At 37.0% G+C, this 22,461-nt stretch carries 21 protein-coding genes and 6 pseudogenes; 13 read left to right on the top strand and 14 right to left on the bottom strand.

Annotation, left to right across the window (positions count from 1 at the left end; all coding sequences use genetic code 11):
• Positions 1–516: 516 nt before the first annotated feature.
• Complete coding sequence (gene repM / locus D9K81_RS16895; RefSeq protein ID WP_207667525.1) at positions 517–1,464, bottom strand: replication initiation protein RepM; 948 nt, start codon at positions 1,462–1,464, stop codon at positions 517–519.
• Positions 1,465–1,857: 393 nt separating this feature from the next.
• Here repM and D9K81_RS16890 point away from each other — a divergent pair, with 393 nt between their 5' ends.
• Positions 1,858–2,496: an AAA family ATPase gene (locus D9K81_RS16890; protein WP_121523827.1), complete on the top strand. Its 639-nt coding sequence runs from the start codon at positions 1,858–1,860 to the stop codon at positions 2,494–2,496.
• A gap of 2 nt (positions 2,497–2,498) precedes the next feature.
• A complete protein-coding gene (locus D9K81_RS16885) occupies positions 2,499–2,798 on the top strand; it encodes a hypothetical protein (protein WP_034171686.1) in 300 nt (99 codons plus the stop codon).
• A 91-nt stretch (positions 2,799–2,889) separates the two neighbouring features.
• Here D9K81_RS16885 and D9K81_RS16880 read toward each other — a convergent pair.
• From D9K81_RS16880 to D9K81_RS16870, 3 genes and pseudogenes are all read right to left on the bottom strand, one after another.
• Positions 2,890–3,965: pseudogene (locus tag D9K81_RS16880) on the bottom strand (IS3 family transposase).
• Between the two features lie 755 nt (positions 3,966–4,720).
• Entirely contained in the window at positions 4,721–7,579 is a 2,859-nt protein-coding gene (locus tag D9K81_RS16875; protein WP_121523825.1) for a relaxase/mobilization nuclease domain-containing protein, read from the bottom strand.
• A 2-nt stretch (positions 7,580–7,581) separates the two neighbouring features.
• A complete protein-coding gene (locus D9K81_RS16870; protein WP_121523823.1) occupies positions 7,582–7,899 on the bottom strand; it encodes a plasmid mobilization protein in 318 nt (105 codons plus the stop codon).
• A 273-nt stretch (positions 7,900–8,172) separates the two neighbouring features.
• Between D9K81_RS16870 and D9K81_RS16865 the strand changes: the two genes are divergently transcribed.
• Complete coding sequence (locus D9K81_RS16865; protein ID WP_121523821.1) at positions 8,173–8,547, top strand: hypothetical protein; 375 nt, start codon at positions 8,173–8,175, stop codon at positions 8,545–8,547.
• 108 nt (positions 8,548–8,655) lie between these two features.
• Here D9K81_RS16865 and D9K81_RS16860 read toward each other — a convergent pair.
• The 3 genes and pseudogenes from D9K81_RS16860 to tnpA form a co-directional block, all read right to left on the bottom strand.
• Positions 8,656–8,796 (bottom strand): annotated as a pseudogene (locus tag D9K81_RS16860) (helix-turn-helix domain-containing protein); the annotation flags it as partial.
• A gap of 9 nt (positions 8,797–8,805) precedes the next feature.
• The gene (gene tnpB / locus D9K81_RS16855; RefSeq protein WP_147433947.1) at positions 8,806–9,054 is read right to left on the bottom strand and encodes an IS66 family insertion sequence element accessory protein TnpB; all 249 of its coding nucleotides are present in this window, start codon (positions 9,052–9,054) and stop codon (positions 8,806–8,808) included.
• A complete protein-coding gene (tnpA, locus tag D9K81_RS16850) occupies positions 9,051–9,479 on the bottom strand; it encodes an IS66-like element accessory protein TnpA (RefSeq protein ID WP_121523819.1) in 429 nt (142 codons plus the stop codon). Before tnpA ends, tnpB begins: the two co-directional genes overlap by 4 nt.
• Positions 9,480–9,511: 32 nt before the next feature.
• On the opposite strand from tnpA, the pseudogene D9K81_RS16845 reads away from it, so the two are divergent.
• A pseudogene (locus D9K81_RS16845) lies at positions 9,512–9,862 on the top strand (IS66 family transposase); the annotation flags it as partial.
• A gap of 327 nt (positions 9,863–10,189) precedes the next feature.
• On the opposite strand, the gene hemJ reads toward D9K81_RS16845, so the two are convergent.
• The 3 genes and pseudogenes from hemJ to D9K81_RS18865 all read right to left on the bottom strand — a co-directional run.
• Entirely contained in the window at positions 10,190–10,642 is a 453-nt protein-coding gene (gene hemJ / locus D9K81_RS16840) for a protoporphyrinogen oxidase HemJ (protein WP_074947791.1), read from the bottom strand.
• A gap of 65 nt (positions 10,643–10,707) precedes the next feature.
• A pseudogene (locus tag D9K81_RS16835) lies at positions 10,708–10,904 on the bottom strand (beta-ketoacyl-ACP synthase I); the annotation flags it as partial.
• Positions 10,900–11,004: pseudogene (locus D9K81_RS18865) on the bottom strand (transposase domain-containing protein); the annotation flags it as partial. The pseudogenes D9K81_RS16835 and D9K81_RS18865, both read right to left, overlap by 5 nt.
• Before the next feature lie 296 nt (positions 11,005–11,300).
• Here D9K81_RS18865 and D9K81_RS16830 point away from each other — a divergent pair.
• From D9K81_RS16830 to D9K81_RS16820, 3 genes are read left to right on the top strand one after another with little or no spacing between them, the layout of a single operon-like run.
• A complete protein-coding gene (locus D9K81_RS16830) occupies positions 11,301–12,368 on the top strand; it encodes an efflux RND transporter periplasmic adaptor subunit (RefSeq protein ID WP_228144088.1) in 1,068 nt (355 codons plus the stop codon).
• Entirely contained in the window at positions 12,365–13,573 is a 1,209-nt protein-coding gene (locus tag D9K81_RS16825) for an ABC transporter permease (RefSeq protein WP_074947793.1), read from the top strand. Before D9K81_RS16830 ends, D9K81_RS16825 begins: the two co-directional genes overlap by 4 nt.
• 3 nt (positions 13,574–13,576) lie before the next feature.
• Positions 13,577–14,281 (top strand): ABC transporter ATP-binding protein, encoded by a 705-nt coding sequence (locus D9K81_RS16820; protein WP_074947794.1) that lies wholly within the window; start codon positions 13,577–13,579, stop codon positions 14,279–14,281.
• A gap of 59 nt (positions 14,282–14,340) precedes the next feature.
• Here the strand turns inward: D9K81_RS16820 and D9K81_RS18820 are convergent.
• A pseudogene (locus D9K81_RS18820) lies at positions 14,341–15,050 on the bottom strand (IS982 family transposase); the annotation flags it as partial.
• A gap of 118 nt (positions 15,051–15,168) precedes the next feature.
• Between D9K81_RS18820 and D9K81_RS16810 the strand changes: the two are divergent.
• The 3 genes from D9K81_RS16810 (at position 15,169) to D9K81_RS16800 (ending at position 17,087) form a co-directional block, all read left to right on the top strand.
• On the top strand, positions 15,169–15,588 hold the full coding sequence (locus D9K81_RS16810; protein WP_068912717.1) for a DsrE family protein: 420 nt from the start codon (positions 15,169–15,171) through the stop codon (positions 15,586–15,588).
• A 419-nt stretch (positions 15,589–16,007) separates the two neighbouring features.
• Positions 16,008–16,415, top strand: a complete 408-nt coding sequence (locus D9K81_RS16805; protein WP_121523817.1) for a rhodanese-like domain-containing protein — start codon at positions 16,008–16,010, stop codon at positions 16,413–16,415.
• Positions 16,416–16,439: 24 nt separating this feature from the next.
• On the top strand, positions 16,440–17,087 hold the full coding sequence (locus tag D9K81_RS16800; protein WP_119062932.1) for a peroxiredoxin: 648 nt from the start codon (positions 16,440–16,442) through the stop codon (positions 17,085–17,087).
• 79 nt (positions 17,088–17,166) lie between these two features.
• On the opposite strand, the gene D9K81_RS16795 is transcribed toward D9K81_RS16800, so the two are convergent.
• The gene (locus tag D9K81_RS16795; protein WP_121523815.1) at positions 17,167–17,664 is read right to left on the bottom strand and encodes a Dps family protein; all 498 of its coding nucleotides are present in this window, start codon (positions 17,662–17,664) and stop codon (positions 17,167–17,169) included.
• A gap of 444 nt (positions 17,665–18,108) precedes the next feature.
• On the opposite strand from D9K81_RS16795, the gene tatA reads away from it, so the two are divergent.
• The 3 genes from tatA to tatC are packed head-to-tail and all read left to right on the top strand — an operon-like array spanning position 18,109 to position 19,552.
• A complete protein-coding gene (gene tatA, locus D9K81_RS16790; protein WP_121523813.1) occupies positions 18,109–18,330 on the top strand; it encodes a twin-arginine translocase TatA/TatE family subunit in 222 nt (73 codons plus the stop codon).
• Between the two features lie 17 nt (positions 18,331–18,347).
• Positions 18,348–18,779 carry a Sec-independent protein translocase protein TatB gene (gene tatB, locus D9K81_RS16785; RefSeq protein ID WP_121523811.1) on the top strand — a complete coding sequence of 144 codons (432 nt, stop codon included), beginning with the start codon at positions 18,348–18,350 and terminating at the stop codon, positions 18,777–18,779.
• Positions 18,776–19,552 (top strand): twin-arginine translocase subunit TatC, encoded by a 777-nt coding sequence (tatC, locus tag D9K81_RS16780; protein ID WP_121523809.1) that lies wholly within the window; start codon positions 18,776–18,778, stop codon positions 19,550–19,552. Before tatB ends, tatC begins: the two co-directional genes overlap by 4 nt.
• Before the next feature lie 942 nt (positions 19,553–20,494).
• Here tatC and D9K81_RS16770 read toward each other — a convergent pair.
• Both D9K81_RS16770 and D9K81_RS16765 read right to left on the bottom strand, forming a co-directional pair.
• A complete protein-coding gene (locus D9K81_RS16770; RefSeq protein ID WP_121523805.1) occupies positions 20,495–20,827 on the bottom strand; it encodes a hypothetical protein in 333 nt (110 codons plus the stop codon).
• 27 nt (positions 20,828–20,854) lie between these two features.
• Entirely contained in the window at positions 20,855–22,165 is a 1,311-nt protein-coding gene (locus tag D9K81_RS16765) for an NAD(P)/FAD-dependent oxidoreductase (protein WP_121523803.1), read from the bottom strand.
• Between the last annotated feature and the right edge of the window lie 296 nt (positions 22,166–22,461).

Below are 22,461 nucleotides of genomic sequence, written 5' to 3'. Positions count from 1 at the left end.
TTATGCAACTTTATAATTTAATATTCCTGGCAGATCAGCCCTGGCAGTTTATGTAATAGCCCAGTTTGTTGCTATGACCATACAACTAGGCTCATCTGTTTCTTCTGTTGTTAGACGATATGGCATTTCGCCAAGGTTGCTGTTTAATTAAATGGAAAAGACTTATGCAGGATGGTGGAGTCACTGCCGTGGAAGCGAATGCGTAGGTCTTCAGTGTGATTGACTATAATGCGCTGTTAAAAATGTCAAACAGCTTCAGTAAAGGTTTGGATGAAAAAGCGTAGAAGTTCTCAGGAATTGATCAGGCAAAAATACATATCTCACATGCCATACTCTCTGTTTGAAAGCACCAAAGAATAAAAATAGCTCATCATTTGAAGTCTATGATCTGTAGCAGAGAAGCTTGGATCGGCTCCTCACTTCAAATATTACAGTCTGAAAATTTAGCGTTATTCATTTACTAGGACGGACTAAATTTTTCCTGTGGGTTCAAAATAAGAATTTTTATTATTCAGATTACGACACCTTTTCTGATTTATATTTTTCTTTATAGCCCACTTTTAACAAATCAGAATAATACTTTTTTACCTTTTCAGGGTCGAGAAGTTCAAGTGAAATCCTTTCTTTAAACGCTTCGATCTCCTCGCCTACATTGGCATATTTCCCCCCGAATTCGGGATATTTGATAAGGTCACACAATTTTTGAGCGAAAAATATAGATTGTTTTGGTGTCAGCTGATATGTCGGTTCCAGTACCTTATCACTAACAATTAAGGAAGCTTTTTGATTAAAAGAAAATTCGATATGTGTAATTGTTCTTCCTTCTTTTTTCTGCTCATAACTTACGTCGATATCAGTAAGTTTATTAATTTGATCTATGGCAACCGTCAATACACGCTTTTTGAAATCTCCCATGGTTTTATATTCATTTTCAAGTAGACCTAACTTATCACGCAATTCAACCATACTAATATATAGCTTGCCTTTGCTACGCCATCTAATCAAAAGTTCATACAGCCGTATAGCGTATACACTAGATAATTGAGAAATTTGCTTTAATTCATAACGAGTAAACTTTTCTTCAAGTTTTACAAAAAGCTGTAAAATATCAGGAGCAAAAATTAGTTGAGCGCATGCAGCTTCTTTAACATAGCCAACTTTTGATACCCAACGGCTTTTATAGACCGCTGGCTTACCAGTAACAGGATCTATGGCCTTATAGGTGAGTCTACGTTCAAACAAGTTATCACACGCTCCCTGAAGAGCCTCATAGGCTGCTTGACGACCCAAATTAAAGTGCTTCATGTATTCAGATGCGTGTATTGTTAGCAAGGTATCCGATGTAAGCTCTTTTTCAATTTCCCTAGCTGCAATAATCGCAACTAAAATTAAGCGTTGTTCAGACAGAGTCAACGCATAAGATGCTTCAATCAAGTTATTATCTTTATAAATTACATTTGCCATATTGTGATTAGAGAAACAAATATCATTAATTGACATTAACACTTAATGACCATTAATGGAAGATCTATCTATATCAGGAAAATGTCCATTTATGTCAGGAAAACGTCTATTTAAATAAAGGAAAATGTCCACTTATTGTCAGGAAAACGTCCATTTAAATAAAGGAAAATGTCCACTTATTGTCAGGAAAACGTCCATATAAATCCTCTAAGAACTAGACTACATAAGGCATGCAAAGGTCCTATAAATATAAATTTAAAAATATATATAAAATTAAAAAATAGCATTACTTGTGGATAACTTTATTTTCTAACTTTATTTTTCACAATAGTTGATTCAGGAGATTGAAACTTGTACATTGTTTTTAACAAAATTACGTAACTTACATAACTTATGATTATTTTAGTAGGTGGTGAAAAAGGCGGAGCTGGTAAAAGCTGCCTTGCACAAAACTTAGCGGTTTATTTACAAAAAAAGAATAGAGATGTTCTGCTTCTAGATGCAGATCCTCAAGGTACAACAACTGACTGGATTAAAGAGCGTGATGAGAATGGGAATTTAAAAAATATTCCATCTGTACAAGCTTCAGGCAATATTCGTCAAGTTTTAAAAGATTTATCAAAAAGATATGAAGATATTATCATTGATGCTGGTGGACAAGATTCGGAAGCATTGCGTTCTGCTATGACTATAGCAACACATATGCTATTGCCTTTTAGGCCTAAACGTAGAGATCTAAAGACTTTAGATCATATGGAACAAGTATTAAAACTGGCGCGAGCAGTGAATCCAGATTTGAATGCAAGAGCAATCATTACACAATGCCCAACATTACCGTCACAAGTACAGCGAATTTTAGATGCTAAAGAAGCCTGTGTATCGTTCGGAATAAAAGCCTTAGACCAAATCACGACAAATCGAAATGTTTATGATGATGCAGATGAAAATGGTTTATCTGTTTTTGAGGTAACAAGTGATCCTAAGGCAAAAGCAGAAATTGAAGGGATAGCTCAAGAGTTTTTAGGAGTATAACTATGGCAGGCCTTAGTGGTTTAAAAAAGAAGACTGACGAACTTTCGGATCAGGATAAACTGGTTGAAAATTTTATATCTGGAGCTGATAAAAGAGTTAAGGACCTTGAAGTTTCACAAAAGAAATTCGTTCGTTGTACCTTTTCTTTAAATCAAGAATTAAGTGAGTTAATCGATGAGTTAATTATCAAAAGTAATAATGCTCGTGTTAACAGATCTAGTATTGTAAGAATAGCTTTAGAATCACTGGCAGAGCAGAATTTAGAAGATTTTAAGCAGCTGATTGATAAAAGTTTTAAATAAAATAGGGGGGGGACAAAGTGGAAAGTGGTCTCTTCAGTTAAATCCATGGGTAATCCTCCCATAAATAAATAACCGAAGTTAAAAGTAGAGGTTAAGCAGCCATTAAAGGTGCTTTCCTTTGTTAGCTTGGTGTGGTCTTTCATGATTGTAATGCCACAGCCAATCAGTTGCGTAATCCTGAACTTCTTCTAACGTATCAAACAAAATGCTTGCTCAGCCAACTATAACGTATGGTCCGATTATAGCGTTCAATATACGCATTCTGCTGTGGCTTACCCGGTTGAATATATTCAATACGAATACTGTGCTCAGTAGCCCAGCGCACAAATTCGGGACTATTATCGCATCGGATCACTAACGGTTTTTCTCTCCACTCCAGCAATTGATTCAACGTACGAATAACCCTGATTGTGGGCAATGAGAACCCTGCTTCAATGGCTAGGCCTTGGCGCCGGTAATCATCAATCACATTCAATAATCGAAACTTGCGACCATCGGAAAGCTGATCATGCATAAAATCTAATGACCAAACCTGATTTTCTCGGATTGGTTCTTTCAATGGTTCAGGCGCATGTCGTTTTAGTCTTCTTCTCAGTTTAATACGCAGATTCAGTGCCAACTCACAGTAAATGCGGTAAACTCGCTTGTGATTCCAGCAGCAAATTTCAACATGCCGTAAATACGAGAAGCACAGACCAAAGCCCTAATCTTAATTTTCCTCAGTGAGTTCAATGAGCTGTTCAGCAATTAATGCATTGTCATCGCTGAGTTTGGCTTGATAGCGGTAGCAGGTTTCACTAATGCCAAATGCTTTACAAGCCAAACGAATACTAATGGCATGCTGGGCAACTGCCTGTTGTGCCATCTTACGCCGGAAAGATGGCTTCACCCTTGCGCAGCAGTGCTGCTCATTGCCATCGCTTCTTGGATGATTTCAGCCTTTAATCGCTCTTCCGCATACATCTTTTTAAGTCTGGTATTTTCGGCTTCTAGCTCTTTAAGTCGTGCCATTAATGATGTATCCATACCACCATATTTGGCACGCCATTTATAAAAGGTAGCATTACTCATGCCGTGTTCACGGCAAAGGGTCACTACAGGTGCGCCAGGTTTCGCCTACTTCAAGATAGACATGATCTGACTGTCAGTAAGTTTAGATGTTTTCATGCAGAATCTCCTGCTTGTATCTTAAGAGAAAATCCTACTTTTACATCCTATTATTTTTAGGGGGGATTACCCGGACTAAATTAAGGCTTATAGGATGAATTCATAAGGTGTGTTCAGCGGACGCTTACAAAAGAAATAACGAAAAAATAGTTAAATTAACTTTTCAGTATTAACTTGACTATTTTTAATTTTAATTACTATTGAATAATATTCGATTTAAATACAATTTTTTAGTGATTAGGTCTAACCCAGATATTTCTTTTTTCAAATCACATTTAAATGTAATAATTTTTTTTCCGTGGTCTACGGTATAGCTAAAAATTAAACCATTATAAACTTTATAGTATTTATTACCGATATACTTGTATCCAAAAAAATGAAATGAAAGAAGGGAGTCACAAAATATTTCTAACATCGTAGAATTATTTATATTAATAAAAGAGACAGTAAAGCTATCCGATGAATTGTGAACCAATTTATGAAGAATATTAAGAAGAAATGTATTGTATAGTTGCGAAGATTTCACTATTTAACCTTATTTAAAGCACACGAAAAACACGTAAAAAACGAGTTATCCTTTCATGTCTTTAAGTAAGAGTGACTTTCTCCCGCTATACTTAATTATAGCTAACCACCTAGTTTTATCTCTCAACCTAAGGGCTACTGATATTTATAGCTCGGAAAAGATGAAAAATCTAGTTCTTTTAGCATTTTTTTATCTTCTATCAGAATTTATAAAAAATTAATTTGAAGAACTAGAAACCAAAATCATAGCTATCACTGGTACGGTTTAGGCTCTTAGAGTTTTCGTCTAATGTTATAGACTTTTCTTTATCGATAGGGGCTGTTTGATCTTTTATAGTTGGTGATGTTGGAGGGGAATTAGGAATAACAGTCTTGTGCTCATTTATTTGGTGCACAATATTGTGAGCTATCTTGTCGTTCGCTGAGCTTTCAACTTGACGATCTATTACTAATGGGTGGTCAAATTCGATTCTTATATTTGTTGCATGTGCAATTTCTTGCACCTGTCTTTTAAAGTCATCTGTACCAGAGACCAATACAACACCAAACTTATCTCTAGCTAATAATAAGGCATCGTGAATATGGTCACGTTGTTGGCTCAGTACAGTAATATTTTCAGATTTTTTACTTTCAAAAAAAGCGACTTTCTCTTGATCGATATAAAATGTTTCTCCAAATCTGTATTCGATACGATATTTTTTAATAGGGGAGGCTGACTGTAAAATTGGATCAGAATCTTTCAATGTTTCTTTTGGCCTCGTGAAGATATTATTCCGCTCTAATTCCTGTTGTTTTTGTAGCTTAGCTTTTCTGCTGTATTCGTAAAACTCAAACATCTGTAAGTAATCTAGTTCAGATAAAGATTCTGTCTGTTGATAGGATTTGTTCACTTGATTTTTAGGTATAAGTGCGAGGTCTTTCAAATGTTGCGAAGCATCGTTGGTTATAACAAGGGTATGGCATTTTTCGTTGATCATAGGCTGATGCTGTAAAGAAAAATATAATTGCCAGGTTTGCTCGATGTCATTTGAGTTGAAATATTTTTTATTTAATTTTGAGGCTTGTGTATAGATCAGGTTATGCAGCCTTTGTATCAAGATACTCTGATCGTCTTGATTAAGCTGAGGTAATTGATGCTTTTGAATACATGTTGCTAAAATAGATGTGAGCTGGCTCATATTGATGCCACAACAGTTCAGAAGTAAACCAGATTTGATCAGTGCTGTGCTTTGGCATTCGCCTGTTATCTTAAAATGTTGATAGAGTTGCTTAAAGCCAATTTGGAGTTGCTCTAATGATAATTCTGAGAGAGCAGGCAGAGTTCTACTTTTGTTTGTATCTTGAATTTCATTGGATTTATGTTGGGACAGTATTTTAAATAAGTTTTTAAAATCTGATGATCCTCGAACTGATACTTCATGCTCAGGATGTAAATTCTTTAGACATTGCTGTAATCGGGTGATTGAATAATTACTAAAGACCAGAATCCCATATCTATTTTGAATCCCAATAGGCTCTTTATGATCTTCCGAATCAAACAGTATTTTGGCAGTCTTGATATCTGGATCTTCTTGATAAATAAAATTCTTAGACTGACGTTGATCAAATAGAAATTGTTGTTGTATCAATAGGGGATTAGTTGGTGAAACAAACCTTAAAAAATCAGCATAAGAGGTAATTTGGGTTGAATCAAAGTTTCTAGACAAAAAATTTTGATCAAATAGCTTTTCAGAGGTCTGTTGGCTTAAATTTTGATTTTGGGAAAGAAATACTTTTCTAATTTCAGCTCTGGTGGTCAGTTGTTCTGCCTGATGCTGATAATGCAATAGGGTATAAATGGTATCAGTAGGCTGTTCTGGAAATCTCTTTTGATATTGCTTTAAAAAAGAAGATTTATTGTATTTATAAATTTCATTCTCGAAGTTGATATCCTGATATTTAGATCGACGTCTCTGGCTATAAAGATCTTTAGTTGATTTCATATTGAGATAAGCGCTATGAAGTTCTTTCACCAGAAAGTCTTCACTTTGGAATAAATGATAAGCAGATATTGTTGATGATTCATGCCATTTGTGCTGAGCTGTTTTATTAAATTTGAGCTTAGAAATTTTTATCTGATCGAAATGATGAGGCGTAAACTCACCCCAACGTTTTTCCAAATTCTTTAATGTGACTTGTTTATTGCAAAATAAAGAAGCCTTAAATGTCAGAGACTGTTGATCATCAGTTTTTATTTTAAAAACACTACCGTTACGTTTTCGCTCATACAAAATTCCTAAACCTGCTAATTGTTGATGCCAGTCCTGCCAACTATTTGCCTCTTTTAGGATAGGCTGAATGATTTTTTCAAGATCATCTTGATAGTTGCTTGCAATAGAAATTTCCTTGCTCACTCGACTTTTCTGTTGATGGCGATGTTCTTGATCAAGAATCTTTGCATTTATTTTCAGCGCATCAGGTTTAGATATATGATTGATGTTTTTTTCACATTCTCCAGTCTCAGTATTATAGATGAAGAGGGGATTCGGTTCAGATTGCCAACCTTGTTTTGCTTCTATTTCTGCCACAGCTTTATGTACTGCATTCAAAATCCAGCCATCGCCTAGCTCCACTGCTTGATGTTCATTATGACTGTTTTTTCTGTAAGGGTGGATTCGATTAATGATCAAATGAAAATGCACATTGTCTGTATCCATGTGCAATGCATACTGCATTTGTAAGTCATCTGCTTTGAGATGTTTACTTAAAATATCGATTTGTTCTTCTAATTGTTGGGTCGTTGGGACTTCAAATTTTTTAAAACTTCCGACGATATGAACAATTGGGTCATCCACCCTTGTATTCAAACTGGCAGTTTGTGACATTTCAATTTTTTGATACTCAATATTGTCATCCAGAAAGTTACGTGAGTTCGAGTAAACACATTTTTCAGAAATGAGCTCATGACTAAAGCTAGCATGCAACTGAGTAATATAGTCACTGAGGTAGTCGATACGCGTTTGATTTGGATTATGTATGTAGTCTGATAAACCGTTGATACGGGTTTCGACAGAAGTGTCTAATGTATTTGGAATGACTTTAATAATCATGTCTAACGTACCTGGTCATTCAGTCGACGCACAATGATTTTCAACTCATCAATAAGTTGTGTAAGGTCTGTTAACTCTTTTGGGATCAAATCTTTATCTTTGAGTTCAATTAATATTTTTGGGAGAACAATCCCGATCATCCTAATCGTATGAATATCACGTTGATCAACTAATTGATTGTAATCATTACTTAAAACTTTCTTACGTATGTAGTCCGATTGATTGAGCTGTAATGCCTTGCAGGCATCATTGATATCTTGATGCTCATCTGCAGTTAAACGAACAATGATCTGCTTATTTCTTGATGTTTTAACTTTCATTTTTTTCTACTGTATACAAATTGAGACCGAGCAACGCGAGCTCGAGATTTGACATGGATGATGTGATATACATCATCCCATCCTGTAATTTTTTTAGTGGTTAGTGAGTGAATTAAAGTTAATGAAAATAATGGTTGATTTATATTTTTTTTATTAGCGCAAAAAGTTACATTTTTCAGTAATTCAAAAATCAGAAAATGGTCATATTTTGCCATTTCTGTAAGAGAAGATATTCAGAATAATTGGCTTATATATTTATTCTTAGGAAAAAACATGATACAAGACCAGAATGTTTCAGAACTTGATATTCAGAATCTAGCTAATACAAATTTAGCATCCTCAACAGAAAATACTTCTGAAACTGTATCGACAAAAGAAGAAAAGCATTCAAAAATTGTTGAGAAAAATCAAAAAATTTATAGTGTCAATGATTCTAAAAAATTTGAAGATATTCTTTTTCGTCATATAGAAAAAATGAATGAAAAGACGATCACACGTAATCAGTTACTTACTCAACACAAGCAAACCTTACTTGAACTTTTCAGCCTTGGTGCAACTGTAGAAGAAGTAGTGACTTTTCTAAAAGAAAACAATTTCACGAGTATTTCTGAAGAAAATTTAAAAGAATTTTTGAAGAAGAAAAAATAAATTATTGAATGTGAAGTAAGATCAAGTTGATACGAGTGCATATGAAATTACTTCACACAAAGCAATTTATCACGAGACATGCCGGGGGTTTTTTATTATCTAAACTTCTTAAATTAAAGTTGGATGAGCATCTAGAATACGAATTAAAGTCGCCGCAGGACCAGTCGGATAGCGACGGCCTTGTTCCCAGTTTTATAGGGTTCTTGCACTGATATGCAAACGTGCAGCAAACTCTGCCTGGGTTAAGCCGGCTGAGGGCTACGGTTTCACCCTGATGAACCGCGCCCAGTGAAATTTCCCCTGTTCCAGCCGCCGGGCACACAGCCAGATGCCCAATCCATCATGCACCAGCACTTTCATGCGATGGCCACGTTTATTACAGAACAGGTAAGCGCAATGCGGTTTGATATAGCCAAAGGCTCTCACTACCTGAGCCATGGCAGTATCCATCCCTGCACGCATATCCATCGGCTGGGTAGAGAGCCAGATTTCATCAATACGAATCATTGAGTCAAACCCTGGATCAGCACCAGTAATTCAGTTACTGACTCCACAGGCCAGTCGATTTCGATCATCTGATCCCTTGCGGAACTTGGTTCCTTATGCAGTGGAATCCTGATATGAGCGACAGCTTTCTTCTCTGGCACAGGTGGTAGAGGTGCTTCTTGTTTGACTGGAGTCGGGTGAAGAATGACCGGAAGAAAGTTAGTCTGTGGAATGGATGGGGTTTTTAATGCAGGGGGCATTGATCTGGACTGACGAATCCATTTATGCAACAGATTGGCATTGATTTGATGTTGCATTGCTACTTTGGCCACTGATGTGTCTGGCTGCTGACATTGCTGAATAAGCTGATGTTTAAATTCAGTTGTGAAGGTTCGACGGGGCTTTTTTAGCGTTGGTGTGCTGTCTATAACTGTCTTTAAATCCATAAATAGGTGTCCACTAAATTAAGTGGACACCTAGCCGTTCTGGCCAACATGCTGAAGCCTTCCTGAAAGGCTGGCAGGGTTATCTGGTCTGTGATGATTACAGTGGTTATAAAGCACGCTTTAGATCAGGCCAGATCATTGAGGTAGGCTGCATGGCGCATGCACATCGTAAATTTCATGAACTGCATGTGACCGGTAAAAGTCAGATCGCTGAACAGGCATTAGTGCTGATTCAGAAATTATATGCGATAGAAGCAGAATTAAGAAAAAAGACGGATGGTACAGCGGAAGACCGCTGCGAATACCGACAACAGCATAGTCAACCGGTCATGCAACAACTATATGAATGGCTCAACCAACATCATCTGACGGTGCCATCGAGTTGGAGATTTACTCTAATGACTTATAGCTGATTACTTAATTTAGTAGCACATCAAAAACCTTGTAAAATGGTATTTTACAAATATATTTACGCGCTACAGCCTTTAGAATTTAGCTATAGTTAGATAATCAGTGCTTTTTTTACCTTTGGATGTCTCAATAATAATCGAGATGTGATATTTCCGTCGTCATAGAGGCTCCTGATTTTTTTAGACAATAAAAAACCCTGCTTTCGCAAGGTTAGATATAGATTACTCTTGCCTTTTATGAAGGTGAAAAGCACTGCTTTGTAGAAACCTCCTTAAGGAGGTTTTTTAAAATCAACTGGATTAAAACTGCGGTTTAACCACCACTAAAATCACTACTGCGAGTAAAATAAGCGTTGGCATTTCATTGAAGAAACGCCAAAACTTATGTGATTTGTAATGCGGGTTTTCCATCAGTTTTTTACGATAATAACCACAAACAAAATGGTAAATCACCAGTAAGCCCACTAATCCAACTTTCAGGTAAAACCAGAGTGCTTCATGGTAATGCCGAGTTGCATCACCCCAATCCACTAAAAAATGCGCTGTGATGAGAGTGGCAAGCATTGACGGCCACATGATGCCGCGGTACAACTTTCGTTCCATAATCTGGAAACGCTGATGACTCGTGGCATCTTCACTCATCGCATGATAAACATATAAACGTGGCAAGTAGAACAAAGCGGCGAACCAGCAAACTACAGCAATAATATGTAATGCTTTTACCCACAAGAAAGCATCAGAAGGAGCATCCATCTATTCACCCTTTTAAGGGCAGTGTGGCAGAAGTTGATCATCCGTTGCCGAATGATCAACAATTCTTAGCTTAGCCTTCTCAATTTTTTGAAAACAAGACATGCATTTACACCGCCAAAACCGAAACTGTTACTCATCATAGTATTCAATTTTATGTCACATTTTCAAGCACGATATCAAATGGTTTTGCACCTTCATCCAGTTCAGTCACGTTGATTTTTGGTGCAATAAAGTCATTTTGCATCATCAATACTGAATAAATCACTCATATAGGCATACGGATCCAGTCCATTCAGTTTCGCTGACTGTAAGCATCATGTGTTCACAGCTCGTTGACCACTGTACAGTGATCCTGCAAACAGCTAGCTCTTACGTCCCATGTATGAGTATTTGTAGTCATGAATTAAGTCTCCACTTATTTTAAGTGGGGACCAAATTAAGGATTATCGGATAGCTTGATAAAGTGTGTTCACTAGAGAGGTTGCTACAATCCTTTTTGGGGAAGGAATTGTTTTATATAATACTTAGAAATAGATTATATTATTCTTAATTAGATAAGATAAGCAAAATACAGATGCAAACATTTCTATTAGGAAAGAGGGCTCTTTCCGTTCTTGTAGTGCTTATTACATTAATCTTATTTTTGGTTTATGTCCTATTGCGTACAGGACCTTTTGCACCAGTCAAGGTCAGTCTGACACAGGTTAAGTATAAATCTATTCAGCCTAGTCTGTTTGGTATAGCGACTGTTGAAGCTCGTCATAATTACAAAATTGGTCCCACAGCGGCAGGTCGTCTTAAAAACCTTCAAGTCGATATTGGCGATGCTGTACAAACTGGACAGCTCTTGGGAGAAATGGATCCAGTCGATTTGGAAGAAAAAACACTTGCACAACGTGCCATTATCCAAAAAATCATCTCTCAGCAACAAGATATTCAAATTCGTCAAAAGTTTGCACAGCAACAAGTTCAACGCTATCAGCAACTCACCAAAATCAATGCCACCAGTCAAGAGTCACTCGCGATTAAGCAGCAGGAGCTTGATCTCGCTACAACAGCACTTGGCTCAATGCAACAAGAACTTAATAAAGCTCGTGCAGACCTCAATACACTACAAGCCCAGCGCGACAATTTAAATTTAATGGCAACAGCACCAGGTATAGTCACAGCCCGTTATGCAGAACCTGGCTCTACTGTAGTTGCAGGGCAAACCGTATTGGAAATTGTAGACCCGAAGTCTATTTGGTTGAATACACGCTTCGATCAATCTAGTGCGATTGGCTTAGCCTCAGGTTTACCTGCACAAATTCATTTACGTTCGCGTCAAAGTAACACGCTTTCAGGTCAAGTCTTATGGGTAGAGCCTCGTGCAGATGTTATTACCGAAGAAATCTTAGCCAAAGTAGTCTTTAGTCAACAACCTAACCCTCTACCCCCTTTAGGTGAATTAGCAGAAGTGACAATTAAATTAGCACCACTGTCTCGCAGCCTTGCTATTCCAAATGCTGCTATTCACCGCATCAATAACCAAGTCGGTGTCTGGAAAGTGACAGATCAAAAACTACAATTTATTGAAATTAAACTAGGTCGCTCTAATTTAGAGGGTGATGTTCAAGTACTCGATGGTCTATCAGAAAATGATCAAATCGTTTTATATAGTGAAAAACCACTTAATGCGAAAAACCGTTTGCGTATTGTAAAAAATCTTGCAGGAACATCTGAATGATTAGCTTAGCCGGTCGGGATATATTCCATTCATGGGGTAAGTTTGTTTTTACTGGTTTTGGACTTGGCTTGTTGATCGGCGTGACTCTAATTATGGCGGGTGTCTACCGTGGTATGGTGGATGATGCCAAGGCTTTATTAAATAATAGCGGTGCAGATTTATGGGTGGTACAACAAGATACGCTTGGTCCATATGCTGAACCTTCTAGTGTGCGTGATGATTTATATCGTAGTGTCATGACTACACCTGAAGTAGAACATGCCTCAAATATTACTTATCTGACCACACAAGTTCATTATAAAGATAAAGATATCCGTGCGATGGTGGTTGGAATCCATACAGGTGAACATGCCTGGAATAATTTAGGCTGGCCACCTTACCTTTTAGCGGGACGTCAATTGACTCGGGGGCACTATGAAGCTGTTGTAGACATCACTTCAGGACTTAAATTAGGTGATCGCATCAAAATCCGTCGTAATTATTTTACTGTAGTAGGATTGACTCGACGAATGGTGTCATCAGGTGGTGACCCGATGATTTTTATTCCGCTTAAAGATGCACAACAAGCCCAATTTCAAAAAGATAATGCGGCAATTTTACAAGACCGCCGACGTACCGCACAAAATCCGATTTACAATCGTCCTGCGTATCCAGATTTATTAGACAGTGTTCTGAGTGCTCAAACCAGCAATCGTTATGTAAATGCAATTTTAGTCCGTCTTAAAACTGGTACTTCCGCAGAAGATACTGCTGAACACATCCAACGTTGGCAGCAACTGACTGTCTACACGCGTCTTCAAATGGAACATATTTTAATTAGCAAGATGATTGCAACATCAGCAAGGCAGATTGCGATGTTTTTAGTAATTTTGGCTTTGGTGAGCGCGGCAATTGTGGCATTTATTATTTATACCCTAACCATGGATAAAATTCGAGAAATTGCAGTTCTGAAACTAATTGGAACACGCAACCGAACGATTGCCTGGATGATCTTACAGCAAGCGCTCGCACTTGGTCTAATTGGATTTACTATAGGTAAAATCACTTCAACCTTTGCTGCGCCATATTTTCCAAAGTATGTATTATTGATTCCTCAGGATTCTATTCTTGGATTTATTGCTGTGATGTTGATTTGTATGTTGGCAAGTCTAGTAGCTATTCGTATGGCATTACGTATTGATCCAGCCGAAGCAATTGGAGGATAACACATGACCCACGGAATTTTAATTGAGGGTTTAAAAAAACGTTTTGGGCAAGGTGATAATGCTTTTTATGCATTAAAAGATGTCAATATGTGGGTGGATCCAGGAGAAGTTGTTGGACTGATTGGTCCGTCAGGTTCAGGTAAAAGTACCTTATTAAAATGTTTAGGCGCTGTGATTGATCCCACTGAAGGACGTATGACTTTAGGGAGTGAAGTGATTTTTGATCAACACTGGTTGGTAAAAGATTTAAGTGCATTGCGACGTGACAAAATTGGTTTTATGTTCCAAACACCTTATTTGATTCCTTTTTTGAATGTTTTAGATAATGTTGCGCTATTACCTATGCTGGCAGGTGTTCCTAATGACACTGCACGTGCAAGTGCTTTAGAAATTTTGACTGCTTTAGATGTTCAGCATCGTGTTCATGCCATGCCTGGGCAATTATCAGGTGGTGAACAACAACGTGTAGCTATTGCACGCGGCTTGATTAATAAGCCACCTGTCATTTTGGCAGATGAGCCAACGGCACCTTTAGACAGCGTTCGTGCCATGACTGTAATTCGTTTGTTGCACGAAATGGCGGAAAAATTTCAAACAGCAATTATTGTTGTTACACATGACGATAAAATTATTCCGACTTTCCAGCGACTGTATCATATTCGTGAGGGAATAACGTATGAAGAAAAAGGAGAGGGTCGTAGTTTCTAAAAGCTTAGAAATTTAAAGTATTTTATCTAGTTGATAGATTTAGATTAATAGCTTAATTTTTTCAATAAGCTGAATAAATTTTCTTTTTATTGCGTTGTTTTAAGTGGTATTCATCTGCTTTGGATAAACGAATAGTTTTCATATTCTTACGATGATATGTAATTAAACCAAATGTCTTGATTCCTCGAATTTGATTTTTAATTCTTGACTGATATATCCACGAACAGCATAGAGTTTTGTTTTTAAGCCTTCTACCAAATGCTCAATCATTTTAATGTCTGCTGTATGTTCATTAGATAAAGCTGTACTGACAATTTTGCCTGACTGACTCATGATTAAATGCAGCTTACAGCCAAAGAACCAGTCCATTGAGCTTTTACCGTGTGTTGCAATGGTAGATATTTATACCGTTGAATACGCTGATTTTTGCATACAGGCAGCGTAGTCGATTGATCCATAAATAAAATTGCTCTGATAATCTTTCATCAAGGCAAAATGTAAAGCATACAGTGCCAATCGATGTGCTCTAATGAGATAAACTATCCGTTGTTAACAAGGTAAATATCTAAAGAGTTGACCGTGATTTTGCTTTAATGAAAAGAATAAAACTTTGAGATTATGGAAATATGAAAATTTATACTAAATGGCAATAAACACGATTTACGAAACTTTTAATTGAGAGGATCGTATTTTAAAAATTGCCAATAAGTTACTTCGATTTTTGAAAAAAGTCATCAATCATGCAGAAGAAATATGTAAAATCAAACATGGTCGCTGAAAGCGTAGGTTGTGTGGTAACTCCCTAATAGTATGTAGCCACCTTTTTTTTCAAGCCAATTTCTTATCCACAATTCAGGTTATATTGATTTAAAAAGAGTATAAATCCTATGAAATTTATTAAAAACTTGTGCTTGTCTTTTCTGCTGTTTTTTTCAAGTTTATCGATTGCAGTAGCAGAAACAACAAAAGATCCATTATTTGTATTGCTTACCAGTAATGATGCTCATCGTACAAAGATGGCCATCGGCATGAGTAATAATCAATTCCAAAAAGGGCATCCCTTGACTGTATATTTAGTCGATCAAGGGGTTATGCTTGCTTCTAGCCGCTTCGAACATAGATATGCAGAGCATCAGGCCATGCTGAAAAATATAATGGTCAATGGTGGACAAGTCTTTATCTGTAAAATGTGTATGGATCAATATGGTGTTAAAGAGGGTGATCTTATCAAAGGTTTAAAATATGCGAATCCTGATGATATGGGGGAAGCAATTTTTCAACCTGGTACCAAAACTCTATCATGGTGATTTAATCAGATTTCTTACAACAAAGTATAATAAAACCTATTAAATTCACATGACGTTACTCAGAGAACTATAAAGCTACAGCCGTGAAATTTCAGGGCTGTAGCTTTATAGAAATACCACAACTTTTCGCAACAAGAATAGCATTCGGTATTCCTGTTAATAGCTCAGGAAGAGAAGAACTTGATTTTCCAAGTTTAATTTGGATGGTCTGCCTTTAGATGGAATATGCATTTTCAATTGCTTAACCATTAAATAAAAAGTTGACAATCAGATACCTATGTATCGCTTGAACTGAGGATCAGAAAGAAGATTGCTTTTTGATTTATGAAAAGAAGTCTAATAATATTAGACAATAATGAGAATACTTATTATATTATAAATATATAAAGTATAGTGATATCGACTTCCAGAGGGATAGTATGAAAACCCCAAATCAGCTGATAACTGAAGCTAAAAATAAGGTTATTGAAATAAAAGTCGAGAAGCTGTACGAGAAATATTTAGAATATCCTGACTTAATTTTAATAGACGTTCGTGAACCTGAAGAATACAAAACTGTAGCAATTGATCGAGCTGTAAATTTTCCACGAGGGATGTTGGAAATGAAAATAGCTCAACATCCCCTAGTGAATCACCATTGCGAAATTGAACATTCTTTACAGGAATTATCAGAAAAAGATATTTATTTAATCTGTGGTACAGGAGCTCGTTCAGCTCTATCAATTCAAGCACTTCAAAATATGGGATTTGAAAAACTCTATTCTGTAGAAGGTGGTATGCAAGCTTGGATTGATGCAGGTTATCCAACCATTTCTTATTTAAATTAATTCCCCCCCCTAAGGAGACTGTAAATGTCTAACCTAGATGAAGTTGTAACATTTCCACAATTAAATAAGCCAGCACCAAATTTCAATGCCAAAACTACTCATGGTATGAAAAGTTTAGAAGATTACAAGGGAAAATGGTTAGTTCTTTTCTCACATCCAGCTGATTTTACACCTGTTTGTACTACTGAATTTATGGGTTTTGCAACTCGCGCTGAGCAATTCGCTGAACTGAACTGTGAACTATTAGGTTTATCAATTGATAGTGTACATTCACATATTGCTTGGGCACGTAGTATTGAAGAAAACTTTGGTATTAAAATTCCATTCCCGATTATTGCCGATCTTTCAATGGAAGTTGCTAAAGCTTATGGCATGATCCAACCAGGTGCTAGTGATACAGCCGCTGTTCGTGCCACTTTTATTATCGATCCTGAAGGTATCTTACGTGCAATGGTTTATTACCCGATGAGTAATGGACGTAGTATTGATGAGTTTCTTCGCGTACTTAAAGCGTTACAAACCTCTGATGAATACAAAGTGGCTACACCAGAAAATTGGCAACCTGGCCAAGAAGTAATTGTACCACCACCAGCAACAATGGAAGCTGCAGATACACGTAAATCTGAAGGATATAATTATGTAGATTGGTACTACAGTACTAAATCGCTATAATTTTTAAAGTGATTATTTACTTTAAAATATAAAAAACATGAGGCTATTAGCCTCATGTTTTTTATAATGAAATGAATTTTTATTCTAAAAGACTTCTTAACATCCATGCGGTTTTCTCATGAATATCTAATCGTTGTGTGAGTACATCTGCAGTAGGTTGATCATTCGCTGCATCCACAACATCAAATATACTTCTTGCAGTTCTTGCAACAGCTTCGTGTGCATTGACCAGCAATTGAATCATCTCATTCGCTTTTGGAACACCCTCTACTTCTTTGATTGATGCTAATTCTACAAATTGCTTGTAAGTGCCCGGAGCAGGAAAACCTAACGCACGAATACGTTCTGCGATCACATCTAGAGCATTCCACTGCTCAGTATATTGACCCATGAACATGTTATGCAGGCTGTTAAACTGTGGACCAGTGACATTCCAGTGAAAATTATGAGTCATCAAATATAAAGTGTAACTGTCAGCGAGTAATCGTGATAAACCTTTGACAATTTTTTCACGGTTATCTTGAGAGATACCAATATCAATTGCTACCATTTTAGCTTGCTTTTTTGAACTACCCATAATATTAACATCCTGATGTTTTGAAATGTAATTAGACGACCATAGCATTGTTAGATATACAATTAATAGTAAAAGAGCAAATTATCTGTACTTACTCTCACATTTTCAGGCAATCAAGATCATTTCTCCTTTTTAGAAGAGTATCAATATTGAAAATGAAACCCCTAGAATATCGCTGATTCAAATACAGTGCCATTATCAAGTTAAATGAAGTCTAGATGCTGATTATTTGATGTAAAGCTCATGTGTTCAAATATTCAATTATCCTGAATAGTGCTTGTTGAGGATTATTATGCTTAATAAGTAGGAAGCCTTAAACAAGTTTAAGCTACAAACAAGTTTAAGCTACGACCAAGGTTCAGCTTGCCTTTCAAGCCCGTGCCGAATGGCATATAATTATGATAAGTAATTGCGATATAAAATAAAATTATAGGAGAAATAGGGATGGCAGGGTTATCTATTTGGCACGTACTCATTTTTGCAATTGTCGTGATTCTTTTATTTGGCACATCAAAACTTAAAAATCTGGGTAAAGATGTTGGTGGCGCCATCAAGGATTTTAAAAAGTCGGTACAGGATGAAGAGCCGGTTACAAAACTGAATGAACCACGTAGCGTAGAACAGCAGCACCAGAACAATAACGACAATACCACCAGCAAAAACTAAGTGGATGGAGGGATCAAATGCTGAATGTAGGCATGACGGAATTGCTGGTCTTCGGTGTGATTGCCTTATTGGTATTAGGTCCTGAGAAACTGCCCGAGGCCGCACGTTTTGCCGGAAAATGGTACGGGCACATCAAACGCCTGATCAATAATGTCCAGCAGGATATTGACCGTGAACTTCGACTGTCAGAACTACGTGAGGACATGCAGAATGAAATGCGGCGTCTGCATGAGCTGGAGCGGCAAATGCAGAGCCAGATGCAGCAGTTACAGCATGATAAAATCATGGATTATGACCAACGGACGCACATCAAAATCGATAATAATCAAAAAAATAAGTTTCCCATCTATCAATTTGTTGAAACCAAGCCACAAAATTTGCTCAGCCAAACTGGTTCTCAAGTTCAACAACTTACTCGGTTTCAAAAACAGATCAGGGAAATAGCATGAAACCTAAAGCTACGCCCACCATGGTAGATCCGGAGCAGCAGATGCCGCTACAGGATATGCCAATCACCCAGCATTTGATTATCCTGCGCCAGCATCTGATTAAAATAATAGGCTTACTGATTGTCCTTTTTTTCTGCCTGTTACCCTTTGCTAATCAAAGTTATCAGTGGCTGTCTGAACCGCTACGCGCCCAGTTGCCAGTAAGTTCCTCGATGATTGCCACCGATGTCACGGCAACCTTCATGGCACCGTTTAAACTGAATTTTTTTATGGCCTTGATGATTGCCATGCCGTTCATCCTGTATCAATTGTGGGCCTTTGTAAAACCCGCCTTGTATCAAAGGGAAAAAAACTTGGCTTTACCACTATTGCTCGGCAGTATCGGAATGTTTTATGCCGGGATTGCTTTCGCCTATTTCATCGCCCTGCCCTCCGTTTTGCACTTTTTTATCAGTGTTTCCCCTGACACGGTTGCACCGATGACTGACATCAACAGTTATCTAAGCTTTTGTTTAAAGCTGTTTTTGGTGTTTGGGATGACCTTTGAAATTCCGATTCTGACCTTAATTCTCATCCTGATTGGCGTGGTCAGCACAGATCAACTGGTCGATAAGCGTAAATTTATTATTGTCAGCTGCTTTTTTATCGCCATGTTTGTCACGCCACCGGATCCACTATCCATGATTATGCTCGCTATCCCGATGTGGTTGCTGTTTGAAACAGGTTTGTTCTTTGGTAAGTTAATTGAGAACAAAAAGATCCCTCATGCATAGACTTTATATAAGAACTATATAAATTATTTATTGACAATCTTCAGATTGATTACCAAGAGATATTAGCTGGATGTTTACTTTTTTCGTTCAAAAAAAAATACATAACTTAAGAGAAGGCGTATACTTTCTAATAACAAATAGAATCACCTAGGAGCAGACAAATGCCTCTCAAATTTGTAATCCGATTCGCGAGTATTTTGTTTTCATTATTACTTCTGGTTGTTATCGCGACTCAATTTTTATTTTCAAGTAAGGTAACAACGGACATATGGATCATTTCATTCCCTATTATTTTGGCTATTCCAATCTTGACATCTATTGTCTTTGCAAAAAATGATGAATTCAGTATCCATTCTATGGACTAGTGTATTTATATGAATTGATAAAGTAGTGATCTAATCGCTGAAAAGCTCATTGCAAGGTGGGCTTTTTTATTGTCCCACAATAAAAAGAAGTAGGATGTACTGAAAATTAATCAATGATTGTTAAGTCTGGGTAAAGGTAAAATGTGTGCCTTGAATGCACTAATCTGCAAGCGTGTACGTCGGTGTTATTGCATGCAAAAATATCAGACCGCCTATCAGAGAAATCATTTATTGGTCAAAATAATCTCAAAATTTGATTGACGTTCAATATAGTATCTCACATCATTCATGGCACATTCCATCTCCAGATTATCTTAATCGCTGCAAATATTATTTCAAATAGACTGGATTTCACCCAGTCTCTATACCCTTTAAGATAGTATTCCTTTACCTAATTCAGGAAGTAAATCATGCCAATGACTGCCGGCTCGAGCGATCCACACAGTACAGATTCAAGAAATAGCCTGTTTTTTACACTTCTGCCCCCGTAGTCTAGCCATTATGGATCTGTCATCCTAATTTGGCTAATTCTCAACAGACCCCAATAGAGAAAGTGGAGTTCACTGGATACTTTCATCTATTCAATAATCTTGTGCTTTGCTGTTAATGGTAACCAAACTAAATAACTATAGACTAAAACTGCTAAGACCATCGCGATATGAAATGCCCAATCCACCCAATAGCTTAGATCCAATATTGTGGCTGAAAAGTATAATGGTAAGAAAAAGAAGCCAGTAACTGAAACAACCAAGGCGACAATTAAACTTCGTTGATGATTGAATGATTTTTTTCTACCATTGATAAACCAATATAACCATGGTGCTACAAGAACCGTTATAAGAATGGCAACAAGTAGTCTATTTTCTAAAATAGCTTCCCATAACATCATAAGCATTTGATAGATTATCATTATAATTTCCTGTTCCTGATTGCTAAATTAAACACGCCCTTTCGCTACAGCCATGTAGGCTGGCTTGAGCATCATTTCCTCTAAAAACCAAGCAAAGTAACTTTCTTTCAATGGATCAACAAATGGTACAGTTGGTGTTAAATTATTTTCATAGTCAAATTCAACCAACATTGCTTTACCCTCTTCAATTAAAAGTGGACAAGAGGTATAACCATTAAACTTCTGACTTGGCAACTGACCTTTCATCACATCAATCAAATTTTGTACTACCACTGGAGCAGATAATTTGACTGTAGCTGCAGTTTTACCTTTTGGAGTGCCATTGATATCACCTAATCCAAAAACATTCGGGTAGCGAGTGTGTTGCAATGTATATTTATCAACCTCTAGCCAGCCAATAGAATTAGCAAGCGGGCTGTTTTTTACACTATCTACAGCAACCATTGGTGGCACAAGATGTATAAAATCATACATTTCTGTATGCTGATTTCCCTGTGTATCGACAAAAAATGCAGTTTTCTTATCGACGTCAATACCTGTTAATTTTCGTTCAAAATAAACATCAATTGGTTTTTCAAGTGATTGCCAACGGTTAAGCACATTTTCATTGACCTTAGGAACACTAAAGACTTGTTTGCTTGGACTAAAAAAATCGATTTGGCTATTGCTCAGTGTCCCAGCTTGTTGCAAGCGGTCATATAACATGAATGTCATTTTTAACGGTGCACCTGCACATTTCATATCCGTATGCGCCATAGTCATTACCGCTCGTCCACCACGTTTTCGAAATTTGTCCATCTGATGCCAAGTTGCTAAAGCTATTTCGGGGCTAGCATAGACACTACCAATTCCATTTTTACCCAAATCACTTTTGGATAAACCTTGAATTTGTTCATACCCTAAACGCAGTCCGGTAGCAACCACCAAAAAATCATACTTTATTGTTTCACCTGCCTCTGTCACTATTTGATTTTGGTCAGGCTCAAATGCTTGCACATTAGATTGAATCCAATTCACATCTTTGGGTACAAGGCTTGTATTATCATTTAATACTTTATCAACTGATTGCCATATCCCAGTTGCCAATAAGGTATAACCTGGTTGATATCGATGCGTGGTATTATGATCAATAAGTATTAGCTTGGCATTCGGCAACTGTTTGCTTAAGCGGTTAATCGCTGCCAGCCCGGCCAATCCTGCTCCTACTACAACCACAGTAACCGCATTCGTTTCTGCTGAAGCCTGAGTGGTATGACTTAAATGCAGACCTGCTGTAGTGATGAGTCCGACACCAGCTGCCATTTTTAGAAAATCCCGTCGATTATTACGAATACTCATGTATTCTCCTTTCGAATCTTTTTTATCGTTAAAGTGTTATTCAATGACCGGCTTTAGAATCTCTATTTCATTTCTGATCTTAGGTCATATGTAGATCACTAACATCAATCCATTCTAGTCTTCTGATCCTAATAAAATTCGAATAGATGAGATTATACTATCTAGTTAATTTTGCTTAAAAAACAAAATTTTTCATAGCCGACCAAAGCACTATAATTGATCAATCCTGATGCTGATTTTTTGTATAGGTTCTTTTAGCCTGTTATATTTTTATTTACAAGCAGATTAAATTATAT

The sequence above is a fragment of the Acinetobacter chengduensis genome (genome assembly GCF_003664645.1).
GTDB lineage: Bacteria > Pseudomonadota > Gammaproteobacteria > Pseudomonadales > Moraxellaceae > Acinetobacter > Acinetobacter chengduensis.
This window is presented reverse-complemented; position numbering and strand designations above follow the sequence as displayed.